General features: G+C 60.6%; 10 protein-coding genes. 2 read left to right on the top strand and 8 right to left on the bottom strand.

The window, feature by feature from the left end; genetic code table 11:
• Positions 1 to 53: 53 nt before the first annotated feature.
• The 8 genes from GGI48_RS23355 to acs all read right to left on the bottom strand — a co-directional run bounded on the left by GGI48_RS23355 (position 54) and on the right by acs (position 9,444).
• Positions 54 to 1,274, bottom strand: coding sequence for an aspartate aminotransferase family protein (locus tag GGI48_RS23355; RefSeq protein ID WP_047305667.1), 1,221 nt, complete (start codon positions 1,272 to 1,274; stop codon positions 54 to 56).
• Between the two features lie 352 nt (positions 1,275 to 1,626).
• On the bottom strand, positions 1,627 to 2,607 hold the full coding sequence (gene argR, locus GGI48_RS23350; RefSeq protein ID WP_016968172.1) for a transcriptional regulator ArgR: 981 nt from the start codon (positions 2,605 to 2,607) through the stop codon (positions 1,627 to 1,629).
• A 112-nt stretch (positions 2,608 to 2,719) separates the two neighbouring features.
• Positions 2,720 to 3,484, bottom strand: a complete 765-nt coding sequence (locus GGI48_RS23345) for an ABC transporter ATP-binding protein (RefSeq protein WP_011062773.1) — start codon at positions 3,482 to 3,484, stop codon at positions 2,720 to 2,722.
• A 23-nt stretch (positions 3,485 to 3,507) separates the two neighbouring features.
• Complete coding sequence (locus GGI48_RS23340) at positions 3,508 to 4,620, bottom strand: succinylglutamate desuccinylase/aspartoacylase family protein (protein WP_179600245.1); 1,113 nt, start codon at positions 4,618 to 4,620, stop codon at positions 3,508 to 3,510.
• Between the two features lies 1 nt (position 4,621).
• Positions 4,622 to 5,320, bottom strand: coding sequence for an ABC transporter permease (locus GGI48_RS23335; RefSeq protein ID WP_016968103.1), 699 nt, complete (start codon positions 5,318 to 5,320; stop codon positions 4,622 to 4,624).
• Positions 5,317 to 6,006 carry an ABC transporter permease gene (locus GGI48_RS23330; RefSeq protein ID WP_016968104.1) on the bottom strand — a complete coding sequence of 230 codons (690 nt, stop codon included), beginning with the start codon at positions 6,004 to 6,006 and terminating at the stop codon, positions 5,317 to 5,319. Before GGI48_RS23330 ends, GGI48_RS23335 begins: the two co-directional genes overlap by 4 nt.
• A 92-nt stretch (positions 6,007 to 6,098) precedes the next feature.
• Positions 6,099 to 6,875 carry an ABC transporter substrate-binding protein gene (locus tag GGI48_RS23325; protein WP_016968105.1) on the bottom strand — a complete coding sequence of 259 codons (777 nt, stop codon included), beginning with the start codon at positions 6,873 to 6,875 and terminating at the stop codon, positions 6,099 to 6,101.
• A 613-nt stretch (positions 6,876 to 7,488) separates the two neighbouring features.
• A complete protein-coding gene (gene acs, locus GGI48_RS23320) occupies positions 7,489 to 9,444 on the bottom strand; it encodes an acetate--CoA ligase (RefSeq protein ID WP_016968106.1) in 1,956 nt (651 codons plus the stop codon).
• Between the two features lie 411 nt (positions 9,445 to 9,855).
• Here acs and GGI48_RS23315 point away from each other — a divergent pair, with 411 nt between their 5' ends.
• Positions 9,856 to 10,119, top strand: a complete 264-nt coding sequence (locus tag GGI48_RS23315) for a DUF2790 domain-containing protein (RefSeq protein ID WP_016968107.1) — start codon at positions 9,856 to 9,858, stop codon at positions 10,117 to 10,119.
• 675 nt (positions 10,120 to 10,794) lie between these two features.
• Positions 10,795 to 12,042 (top strand): ribonucleotide-diphosphate reductase subunit beta, encoded by a 1,248-nt coding sequence (locus GGI48_RS23310; protein WP_011062780.1) that lies wholly within the window; start codon positions 10,795 to 10,797, stop codon positions 12,040 to 12,042.
• The last annotated feature ends 62 nt before the right edge of the window (positions 12,043 to 12,104 follow it).

The following is a 12,104-nucleotide window of genomic DNA, read 5'->3' as shown; positions in this document are numbered from 1 at the left end:
TTAGGCTCGACGCCGGCCACTAAAGCCGGCGCCGAGAAGTACTGCAACCTGGATCAGGCTTGAGTCAGTTTCGCCACGGCGCGCTCGAAGCGGTCCAGGCCCTCATCGATATCGGCGTCTTCGATCACCAGGCTCGGGGCGAAACGCACCACGTCCGGACCGGCCTGCAGAATCATCAGGCCTTCTTTCTCGGCGGCGTTGAACACGTCCTTGGCCTTGCCCTTCCAGGCTTCGCTGAGCACGCAACCGAGCAACAGGCCCAGGCCGCGGACTTCGCCGAACAGGCCGTACTTCTCGCCGATCTGCAGCAGACGGGTCTTGAAGCGATCGTGCTTGGCTTTCACGCCATTGAGCACTTGCGGGGTGTTGATCACGTCGACCACCGCCTCGGCCACCGCACAGGCCAGCGGGTTGCCGCCGTAGGTGGTGCCGTGGGTGCCAACCACCAGGTGCTTGGCCAACGCTTCGGTGGTCAGCATCGCCGCGATCGGGAAACCACCGCCCAGGCTCTTGGCGCTGGTGAGGATGTCCGGGGTCACGCCGTAATACTGGTAGGCGAACAGCTCGCCGCTGCGGCCCATGCCGGTCTGTACTTCGTCGAACACCAGCAGCGCGTTGTGCTGGTCGCACAGCTCGCGGGCGCCTTGCAGGTAGGCCAGCTCGGCCGGCAACACGCCGCCCTCGCCCTGGACCGGTTCCAGCACCACTGCGCAGGTCTTGTCGGAAACCGCGGCTTTCAGTGCCGCCAGGTCGTTGTACGGCACATGGGTGATGCCGGTGATTTTCGGACCGAAGCCGTCGGAGTACTTCGACTGGCCACCGACGTTCACGGTGAACAGAGTCCGGCCGTGGAAGCTGTTCAATGCGGCGATGATTTCGTACTTCTCGGCACCGAAACGATCATGAGCCACGCGACGGGCCAGCTTGAAGGCGGCCTCGTTGGCTTCTGCACCGGAGTTACAGAAGAACGCGCGCTCGGCGAAGGTGGCGTCGACCAACTTGTGGGCCAGGCGCAGGGCCGGCTCGTTGGTGAACACGTTGGACACATGCCACAGCTTGTTGGCTTGCTCGGTCAGTGCCCCCACCAGCGCTGGATGGGCGTGGCCCAGTACGTTGACCGCAATGCCGCCGGCGAAATCGATCAGCTCCCGTCCCGACTGATCCCAGACTCGGGACCCCGCGCCACGCACAGGAATGAAAGCCGCAGGTGCGTAATTGGGAACCATCACCTGGTCGAAATCGGCGCGTTGCACCGGAGCTTGCTCAACGGACATCGGAGTCTCCTGAAGAGGAACACCCGCCTGGAACTGGCGAGCGATGGAGGGATTGTAAGGACAGTTTTATGCCCGGCCTTGTCGCCAAGCGACAACTTCTTATAGCGCCAACCCCGGTTTTACGCGGGTTTATGGCAATGCGACAAATAGCGTCGCAAAGGCGCAGTTTAAACTGCGCAGGGCTCTAGCGGCAGATTCACCGGGCATTTTGCCCAAGGTAATTATCCAGGTAGTTAGGCGACAACCTGTCGCATTTCTGTAGCGGCTATCGGGATCAGGCAGGCGCGGTGCACTGGGCAAATAGCGAGCGGCCGGCGCGATTGGCCGACAAGCCGGCTCCTACAGGAGCGGGTCAACCGCGTTCGGAGGGGACCGAGGAGAGTTCGAATGGGCTGCTGCTGCGCCGTTGATTGCGATCTTCGCGCGGGGTAGCGCCAAAGAAGTTGCGGTAGGCGCTGGAGAAGTGCGGGCCGGAGGAGAAGCCACAGGACAGGCCGATCTGAATGATCGACTTGCTGGTCTGCATCAGCATCTGCCGGGCCTTGTTCAGGCGCAGCTCCAGGTAGTACTGGCTGGGCACACGGTTCAGGTACTGCTTGAAGATCCGCTCCAACTGACGACGGGATACACAGACATGCTGGGCAATCTCGTCAGTGGTCAGCGGCTCCTCGATATTGGCCTCCATCAGCAGCACCGCCTGGGTCAGCTTTGGATGGCTGGAGCCCAGGCGATTTTGCAACGGGATGCGCTGGCGCTCGCCGCCTTCGCGGATGCGCTCCACCACCAGTTCTTCCGAAACCGCACCCGCCAGCTCGGCGCCGTGATCCCGCGCCAGCACCGCCAGCAACAGGTCCAGCACCGACATGCCGCCACAGGCGGTCAGGCGATCGCGGTCCCAGTCAAACAGGTGGCTGGTAGCGATGACCTTGGGAAAGCGCTCGGCGAAATCGTCCTGCCAGCGCCAGTGCACCGCCGCCCGATACCCATCGAGCAGGCCCAACTGCGCCAGCGGATACACCCCGGCCGACAGCCCGCCAATCACGCAGCCGGCACGCACCAGTTGCTTGAGCGCACTACTCAGCCCGGAGCTCATTGGCGCGGGCGGTTCGTCTGCCAGCAGGAACAGTTTCTGACAGCCCTCAAGCTTGCCCGCCCAGGGTTCGCCCGGCAGCTGCCAGGCCCCTTCGCCCGGCGCCTCGGCCTGCAGGAACGCCAACTCGTAAACCACTTCCGGATGCACCCGCTGAGCGACACGCAAGGCCTCCTCGGCCAGCGCCAGCGTCAAGGCTTTAGTGCTGGGCCAAATCAGGAAACCAATTCGATGGGCAGTCATGGCGGGCAATCCGAAACGAAAACAGTGTTAGAAGCCAAGGGCGGCAGCACCAAGTTAGACCATCTGGCGCGCGGTGCGCAGCATGACCTAATTTGGTGCATAACGGCAGTGATTACTTGAGGCTACCAGAGAGGAATTGTTGCAAACGTTCTGATTGCGGGTTCACCAGCACTTCCCGCGGGTTGCCACTCTCTTCCACCACACCCTTGTGCAGGAACACCAGCTGGTTCGACACCTCACGGGCAAAGCCCATTTCGTGGGTCACCACCACCATGGTCCGGCCTTCCTGGGCCAGGGCCTGCATGACTTTCAGCACGTCGCCCACCAGCTCCGGGTCCAGGGCCGAGGTCGGCTCGTCGAACAGCATGACTTCCGGCTCCATGGCCAGGGCCCGGGCAATCGCCACACGCTGCTGCTCACCACCGGACATGTGCCCCGGGTAGGCATCCTTGCGGTGCGCCACACCGACCTTGGCCAGGTAGTGCTCGGCCTTCTCGCGAGCCTCGGCCTTGGACACGCCCAGCACGTGCACTGGTGCTTCCATGATGTTTTCAATCGCAGTCATGTGCGACCACAGGTTGAAATGCTGGAACACCATCGACAGGCGCGAACGCATGCGCTGCAACTGCTTGGGATCGGCAGCCTTGAGCGCGCCGTCCTTGTTGGCCACCAGCTTCAACTCTTCGTTGTTCAGCAGGATCTTGCCGGCGTGAGGCTGCTCCAGCAGGTTGATGCAGCGCAAAAAGGTGCTCTTGCCCGAGCCACTGGAGCCGATGATGCTGATCACATCGCCAGCCGCGGCCTTCAGGGACACGCCCTTGAGCACTTCGTGACTGCCATAGCGCTTATGCAGGTCTTGGACTTCAAGTTTGTACATGCGGTCGGTTCTCACAAAAACAGTCAGTCGTTGAGCAAGCGCCCGTGACGCAGCGCTTCGCGCCCCGCCACCTTGGCCAGCCAGAAACCGGGTTGGGCATAACGCAGCCGCTCAACGGCGAACAACACGCCGCTGGTGCCAGCACACACCGTACTGACCCGATCGGATAGGGGATCAATCACTTCAAAAATCGGCTCGCCCACGCCCACCCAGCTCCCGGCCGGACGCAGAAAGCTCACCACACCGGGATGCGGCGCATACAGCAATTCGGTGCCTTCAAAGGGCATGGCCTCGCAGGCGTCACGCCCCGGCGCCGGCCACTCACCGGCAATCAGCCCCTGCTCGGCCAGAAACGCCAGGATGCCTTCGGCACAAGCCTCGGCCTGGGGGCGCCCGGTGTCGGCCTGACCACCCAATTCCAAGGTGGTCGCCAGGCACGCCAGGGGAATCGACGCTTCGGGAAACTGCCGCGACAGGCGCAGCCACGGCAGCGAGCAGGCTTCGTCGAACGAACTGCCGCCGGAATCTTCCGCCAGCAGGCCAACCTTCACATCCAGGTGCGCCGCCAGGGAACGCCACTGCGGCCAGTGCTGCGGCAAGGCGTACATGTGCAGCGCTGCCTCGGCATCGCAATGCAGGTCCAGCACCACATCGGCGTCGCAGGCGTGGCTCAACAGCACCCGCTGCATGCCCTGCAACTGGCTGGCTGCCGGCGGCAACTCAGCCAGCACCTCGGCCATGGCCTGACGAATCAAGCGCACATTGGCGTGCGAATCATCCCCCAGGCGCCCTTGCAGGCGCAGCGCCACGGGCGCGCTGAGCTCAACGAAATCGCGGTTGAAGTTCTTGCCGCTGCCGGCCTCGAAACGACCCTGGTGATTGCCTTGCAGCAACTGCCCCAGACCCAGCGGATTGGCCACCGGCACCAGTTCGACAACGCCGTTGAGCGCGCCCTGGGCCTCCAGCTCGGCCAGGCGCTTTTTCAGCTCCCAGGCGGTGCGCATGCCTGGCAGTTCGTCAGCGTGCAGGCTGGCCTGGATATAGGCCTTGCGCTCGCCGCTGCCGAAACGGAACACCGAGATATGCCGCTCGCTACCCAGGTGACTCCAGGGCAATGGATGATCGATGCGTTCCATATCAGTGCTTCCGCGGCGCCAGGTAGCGCAGCCAGCGGCCTTCGGCCAGCTTGAACAGGCGCACCAGGATAAAGGTCAGGCACAGGTAGAACACGCCGGCGGTGATGTAGGCCTCGAACGGCAGGTAGTACTGCGCGTTGACCGTGCGCGCCGCGCCGGTGATATCGATCAGGGTCACGATGGACGCCAGACTGGTGGTCTGCAGCATCATGATCACTTCGTTGCTGTACTGCGGCAGCGCCCGGCGCAGGGCCGATGGCAAGAGAATGCGGCGGTACATCTTGTAGCGCGACATGCCCATGGCCTTGGCCGCCTCGATCTCGCCATTGGGCGTGGCCCGCAGGCTGCCGGCGATGATTTCCGCGGTATAGGCGCTGGTGTTGATGGCAAAGGCCAGGCAGGCGCAGAAGGTTGCGCTGGACAGCCAGGGCCAGAGGAAACTCTCGCGCACCGCTTCGAACTGGGCCAGGCCGTAGTAGATCAGGAACAGCTGCACCAGCATCGGCGTGCCGCGGATCACGTAGGTGTAGAGCCAGGCCGTCATGTTCACCAGCGGTTGCTTGGAGACCCGCATCAGCCCAAGGGGCAAGGCCACCAGCAAGCCGAAGAACAACGACAGTGCCAGCAGTTTCAAGGTGGTCAGCAAGCCGCTGAAGTACAGCGGCAAGGCGTCATAGATGACGTTGTAGTCGAAGATCATAGATCAGCCGCCCTTACGCCTACCGAGTAGCGCTTCTCAAGGTGACGCAATGCCAGCAACGAGACACTGGTGATCACCAGGTACATGGCCGCCACTGCGAGGAAGAAGGTGAAAGGCTCACGGGTGGCATCCGCCGCCTGCTTGGCCTTGAACATCATGTCTTGCAGGCCCACCACGGAAATCAGCGCGGTGGCCTTGGTCAGCACCAGCCAGTTGTTGGTGAAGCCGGGAATCGCCAGGCGAATCATCTGCGGCACCATGACCCGGAAGAACACCTGGAAGCTGCTCATGCCGTAAGCCATGCCCGCCTCTGCCTGCCCCTTGGGAATCGCCATGAAGGCGCCACGGAAGGTTTCCGACAGGTAGGCCCCGAAGATGAAGCCCAGGGTGCCGATACCGGCCGCCAGCGGATTGAGGTCGATGTAATCGTCGTAGCCCAGCAGCGGGGCCACGCGGTTCAACAAGTCCTGGCCGCCGTAGAAGATCAGCAGGATCAGCACCAGATCGGGAATGCCACGGATCACCGTGGAATACAGATCGCCAAGCCAGGCCAGCCAGCGCACCGGCGAGAGACGCAGCGCGACCCCGATCAGACCCAGAACAATGGCCAGGGCCATGGACGACAAGGCGAGCTGAAGCGTCAGCCAAGCGCCATCGAGGATGACAGCCCCGTAGCCTTTCAACATGATTCAGGTCCTCGAAAATTGGGATGAAAAAATGGCGCAAACTTCAGAGATTCTGCTGCTTGCGCCATCTCGGACTGACTGTTTCGACGGTCTTACTTGCCGTAGATGTCGAAGTCGAAGTACTTGTCCTGGATTTGCTTGTACTTGCCGTTCTCGCGAATGGCAGCGATGGCAGCGTTGATCTTGTCCAGCTCGGCCTTGTCGCCCTTGCGCACTGCGATCCCTACGCCGTCGCCGAAGTACTTGACGTCGGTGAAGGCCGGACCAACGAAGGCAAAACCCTTGCCCGCATCGGTTTTCAGGAAGCCGTCATTCAACAGCGTAGCGTCGGCCACGGTGCCGTCGAGACGGCCGGCGGCCACATCCAGGTAGATTTCGTTCTGCGAGCCGTAAGGCTTGATCTGCGCGCCCAGGGGAGCCAGCACTTCGCGGGCGAAACGTTCGTGGATCGAACCACGCTGCACGCCGATGTTCTTGCCCTTGAGCTCGGCCAGGCCGTCGCTGACCTGGGTGCCGGCCTTCATCACCAGACGTGCCGGGGTGTTGTAGTACTTGTTGGTGAAGTCCACGGACTTCTTGCGATCGTCGGTGATCGACATCGACGAGAGGATGGCGTCGATCTTGCGCACCTTCAGCGCCGGGATCAGGCCATCGAACTCTTGCTCGACCCATACGCACTTGACCTTCATCTCTTCGCACAGCGCGTTGCCGATGTCGTAGTCGAAACCGACGATGCTGCCGTCCGGCGCCTTGGAGGCAAACGGAGGGTAGGCCGCTTCGATACCAATTTTCAGGGGCTTTTCATCGGCGAAAGTCGGCAGGGAGAGCACGGACAGTGCCAGGGCGCCAAGAAGCACGAGTTTCTTCATCTTAGAACTCCATCGGTAAAGGGCGAAAACGGCAGAGTGAGCGACAGCCCAATATGCGAATGGGTAAAACAGCAAAGGCGGCGCTGCGTCCTGAGAAGCCCGGAAGAGGACTCACACACAGGCAACGACGAGCGAGTGACCGGCATTCTAACGACAGGCTGGAAGCCGATATTTCCTCAATGCGACAACAAATTACAGAAGCATCGAGAATACCGGAGGAGCACATTGACAGCTCTTCAAAACTATGCAAGAGCAAATGATAGGGAACCGATCTATGCTGCAAATTGCGGGCCTATTATTGGCAAAGCCTTCTATTCCGGCAAGCGCAGCGTGATGACTTATTTTTTATAGGGATATAAACAGCCCTGAAATGGGGCTCGGCGTTTCCCATTGCCCCGAAAATGGGCGCCGGGTTACATCTTCGACGGCATCGGTAACATTCGAACCCGGCAGATGGATAAATCCGATATTTATTCGCTCGCCTGCAGTGGCAAGCGGGCCTCACAACTGGCGCGCGGAGGCTGTAGCGAGCGGCTTGCCGGCGAATCGCCCCGGCACAAAAAAGCCCCGCCCGGCGCAAGGCCGGGCGGGGCTGGATGACTCGGAACCCGCCTCAGGCGACGTTCATGGTCTTGTGGGTATCGATCAGGTGCTGCACCACGCTTGGGTCGGCCAAGGTCGAGATATCGCCCAGACCGTCGTACTCCGCGGTCGCGATCTTGCGCAGAATCCGCCGCATGATCTTCCCGGAACGGGTCTTAGGCAGGCCCGGCGCCCATTGGATGACATCCGGCGAGGCGATCGGACCGATTTCCTTGCGCACCCAGTTCTTCAGTTCCAGACGCAGGGCTTCGCTCGGCTCCTCGCCACCGTTGAGGGTCACGTAGACATAGATGCCCTGGCCCTTGATGTCGTGAGGCACGCCCACCACCGCCGCTTCGGCGACTTTCGGGTGCGCCACCATGGCGCTTTCGATCTCGGCGGTGCCCATGCGGTGCCCGGACACGTTGAGCACGTCATCCACCCGGCCGGTGATCCAGTAGTAGCCGTCCTCGTCGCGACGAGCACCGTCACCGGTGAAGTACATGCCGCGGAAGGTCTTGAAGTAGGTATCGACGAAGCGGTCGTGGTCGCGGTACAGGGTCCGCGCCTGACCTGGCCACGAATCGAGGATCACCAGGTTGCCTTCGGCGGCGCCCTCGATGATGTTGCCCAGGTTGTCCACCAGGGCCGGCACCACACCGAAGAACGGACGCGCGGCAGAACCCGGCTTCAGGGCATGCGCCCCCGGCAGCGGGCTCATCAGGGTGGCGCCGGTTTCGGTCTGCCACCAGGTGTCGACAATCGGGCAACGGGATTGGCCGACGTTCTTGTAGTACCAGTCCCAGGCTTCCGGGTTGATCGGCTCGCCCACCGAGCCCAGCAGGCGCAGGCTGCTGCCATCGGCGCCTTCGCAGGCGGCAGTGCCCGAGGCCATCATGGCGCGGATCGCGGTCGGCGCGGTGTAGAGGATGTTGACCTTGTGCTTGTCGACGATCTTCGCCACCCGGGTCACGTCCGGGTAGTTGGGCACGCCTTCGAACAGCACGGTGGTGGCGCCGTTGGCCAGCGGGCCATAGACGATATAAGTGTGGCCGGTGACCCAGCCGACGTCGGCGGTGCACCAGTAGACTTCGCCCGGACGGTAGTCGAACACCCGCTCATGGGTCAGCGATGCATAGAGCAGGTAGCCGCCGGTTGTGTGCTGCACGCCCTTGGGCTTGCCGGTGGAACCGGAGGTATAGAGGATGAACAGCGCTTCTTCGGCCCCCATCTCTTTCGGGGCGCAGACGCTGCCGGCGACCTTCATCAGGTCTTCGTACCAGATGTCGCGATGCTGGTTCCACTTGATGTCGCCACCGGTGCGCTTGCACACGATGACCTTCTGGATGCTGCTGGTTTCCGGGTTGGTCAGGGCGTCGTCGACATTGGCCTTGAGCGGCACCTTCTTGCCGGCACGGATGCCTTCGTCGGCGGTGATCACCACTTTCGAGCGGCAGTCGATGATGCGCCCGGCCAAAGCCTCAGGGGAGAACCCACCGAACACTACCGAGTGGATCGCGCCGATACGGGTACAGGCCAGCATGGCCACCACCGCCTCGGGAATCATCGGCATATAGATAGTCACCACGTCGCCACGGTGCACGTCCTGGCCACGCAAGGCGTTGGCGAACTTGCAGACTTCTTCATGCAATTCGCGGTAGGTGATGTTGCGGCTTTCGGAAGGATCGTCGCCTTCCCAGATGATCGCGATCTGATCGCCGCGCTCGGCGAGATGGCGATCCAGGCAGTTGTAGGAGACGTTCAAGGTGCCATCGGCAAACCACTTGATATCGACATGGTGATCGTCGAAGGAAGTCTGCTTCACCGTGGTAAAAGGCTTGATCCAGTCGAGACGCTTGGCCTGTTCACGCCAGAAACCGTCCGGGTTCACGACCGACTGCTGGTACATGGCCTTGTAGGTCGCCTCGTCAGTCAGCGTATTGGCCAAAACCTCGGGACGAACGGGATACAGAGAAGCCGCACTCATCTTTCTTACCTCGGTGACATAGTTGTTTTTGTATGACCCCGTTGTAGCCGGGGGGCGCCTATAGAACCATTCGACGATGGTAGTAACAACCCCCTGCGAAATACCCTGCTATTTGTCGCAACCCCTCAAAAACGCTGGTTACAGCAGCATTCACCCTCAGCAAAAATATTCAAACAGGCATCCGGACAGGCCTTTTTCGGCGATTGTTACAAAAACTGTCAAAGGTGTTTATCAAAAGTACACCTATATGACACGCAACCCCGGGCCTAAAATCTGTCTCGCCAAACAGGCAATCTGATTAACCCAGTTGCAGCCCCCACGAAGGCAGTTAATCAAACGTTTACTCAAGCTCCACACGCAGCCTCATAAAGGCTGCGTGACCCCACACGACCTTAGAAAGGTAAAACGCAAATGAAAGCTTTATTAGTTCTGGCCCTCAGCAGTCTGTGCGTTACCGCGATGGCTGATGAGATCCCGACTGATGTCGCACAGCAACAAGTACCGGTAGAGGAATACACTTACTCCACTGATCTGGATATCGCCAAAGTTATCTCCATGAGCGAAGTTCCAGAAGTATGCGAAGTTGTACCAGCGCGTATGGAATATGAAGACTCTCACGGTCAACGGCATATTCTTCAATACCGCGTAATGGGCAACGGTTGCTCTAACGGTTAATTGCCAAGTTCATTGCATAATCCTTGATGACTGCCGGCCGCAAGAAATCCCTCTTGCGGCAAAGATGCCTCGCCAGCCGCCCACTGTTCTGGAGCCGGCCAAAAGCATCGCTCCCTCGACGTGCGACCACGGCAATCGCACGCAACCTTTTCGCCCCCGCAGGGGCCAGCAACCCGCCCCTGAAGTGGCCCAATCCAGGTCGATTCGAGTTGTGTTCAAAACAGCGAAATGGCTTGCAAAAACACAACATCTAGTAAAATTGGCTATTTTTTGGCCATTTCCGGCTGATTTTTTCGAGCCCGAAAAAAAATCTTTCGCGGTCAAAGCCTTGTAAACCCGCGCTTTGCTCTCGGTCCCCTGCCTTCCTCGGCCTGCCTGCGCCCATCGGTCACCCCACGACCCGGAAAATATCCTTATAATGCGTCCTCAAAACGGGCCCGCAACATTCCCTTACCGGATGAAAACGACCTGCTGAATCCCGCGCCGGAACCGACACCCTCAGTTCCGCCCGACAGCAGCCTCAAGGCACCCGGACATATATTTCTGTTTATTGCCTGCGTTCACAGCTGCAACAAACGATTTCTATTGATTTAACGCGGCCAGTAGCGCCGTGTGAAAAGCCAACCCTTTTGTTTTCACACGGGCATCTGGCCCTCGAGCAGGAGACGACACGTCATGCTGAGCTGGGACGAATTCGACAAAGAAGAAGGCGAAGTTGCAGTCAAAGGCGCCAACGCCGGCCACGCCACTGAAGCCAACATGGACCGCCTCGACAGCGCCGGTGGTGCCGCCGCCCTGGAAGCCCGCGCCGTGACCGCCAGCGACTCCGCTGCCGTTGCCCGTGCCAAGGCGTCCCTGGACCAGCTCGACATCGCCGAAGGCCTGGCAGAACTGGAAGGCTCTTCCGCCCGCGTCGCGGTCGACGAAAAGCGCATGATCAACTGCCGCGCCGACCTCAACCAGCTGGTGCCGTTCAAATACGACTGGGCCTGGCAGAAGTACCTCGACGGCTGCGCCAACCACTGGATGCCGCAAGAGGTCAACATGACCGCCGACATCGCCCTGTGGAAAAACCCGGAAGGCCTGACCGACGACGAGCGCCGCATCGTCATGCGCAACCTGGGCTTCTTCTCAACCGCCGACTCCCTGGTTGCCAACAACCTGGTACTGGCCGTGTACCGCCTGATCACCAACCCGGAATGCCGCCAGTACATCCTGCGCCAGGCATTCGAAGAGGCGATCCACACCCACGCCTACCAGTACTGCATCGAATCGCTGGCCATGGATGAAGGCGAGATCTTCAACATGTACCACGAGATTCCATCGGTCGCGAAGAAAGCCGCCTGGGGCCTGAAGTACACCCGTTCGATCTCCGATCCGAAGTTCGAAACCGGCACCGTCGACACCGACAAGGAACTGCTGCGCAACCTGATCGCCTACTACTGCGTGCTGGAAGGCATCTTCTTCTACTGCGGCTTCACCCAGATCCTGTCCATGGGCCGGCGCAACAAGATGACCGGTGTCGCCGAGCAGTTCCAATACATCCTGCGCGACGAATCCATGCACCTGAACTTCGGCATCGACGTGATCAACCAGATCAAGATCGAAAACCCGCACCTGTGGGATGCCGAGATGAAGGAAGAAGCCACCCAGATGATCCTCCAGGGCACCCAACTGGAAATCGAATACGCTCGCGACACCATGCCGCGCGGCGTGCTGGGCATGAACGCGGCGATGATGGAGGACTACCTCAAGTTCATCGCCAACCGTCGCCTGTCGCAGATCGGCCTGAAGGAAGAATACCCAGGCACCACCAACCCGTTCCCATGGATGAGCGAGATCATGGACTTGAAGAAAGAGAAGAACTTCTTCGAGACCCGCGTGATCGAGTATCAAACTGGCGGTGCTCTGAGCTGGGATTGATTCCCGGATCAATGCGACAAACAAGAAGCCCTGACCTGTTCAGGGCTTTTTTATGGGCAATG

The sequence above is a fragment of the Pseudomonas protegens genome, from assembly GCF_013407925.2.
Lineage (GTDB): Bacteria > Pseudomonadota > Gammaproteobacteria > Pseudomonadales > Pseudomonadaceae > Aquipseudomonas > Aquipseudomonas fluorescens_AP.
The sequence above is the reverse complement of the archived record's forward strand: the minus strand, read 5'-3'. Positions and strand labels throughout refer to the sequence as shown.

Coding starts and splice junctions, on each gene's coding strand:
- GGI48_RS23330 (WP_016968104.1), bottom strand. CDS start 6,006: ATGTTGAAAGGCTACGGGGCTGTCATCCTCGATGGCGCTTGGCTGACG.
- GGI48_RS23345 (WP_011062773.1), bottom strand. CDS start 3,484: ATGTACAAACTTGAAGTCCAAGACCTGCATAAGCGCTATGGCAGTCAC.
- GGI48_RS23315 (WP_016968107.1), top strand. CDS start 9,856: ATGAAAGCTTTATTAGTTCTGGCCCTCAGCAGTCTGTGCGTTACCGCG.
- GGI48_RS23340 (WP_179600245.1), bottom strand. CDS start 4,620: ATGGAACGCATCGATCATCCATTGCCCTGGAGTCACCTGGGTAGCGAG.
- acs (WP_016968106.1), bottom strand. CDS start 9,444: ATGAGTGCGGCTTCTCTGTATCCCGTTCGTCCCGAGGTTTTGGCCAAT.
- GGI48_RS23310 (WP_011062780.1), top strand. CDS start 10,795: ATGCTGAGCTGGGACGAATTCGACAAAGAAGAAGGCGAAGTTGCAGTC.
- GGI48_RS23325 (WP_016968105.1), bottom strand. CDS start 6,875: ATGAAGAAACTCGTGCTTCTTGGCGCCCTGGCACTGTCCGTGCTCTCC.
- GGI48_RS23355 (WP_047305667.1), bottom strand. CDS start 1,274: ATGTCCGTTGAGCAAGCTCCGGTGCAACGCGCCGATTTCGACCAGGTG.
- argR (WP_016968172.1), bottom strand. CDS start 2,607: ATGACTGCCCATCGAATTGGTTTCCTGATTTGGCCCAGCACTAAAGCC.
- GGI48_RS23335 (WP_016968103.1), bottom strand. CDS start 5,320: ATGATCTTCGACTACAACGTCATCTATGACGCCTTGCCGCTGTACTTC.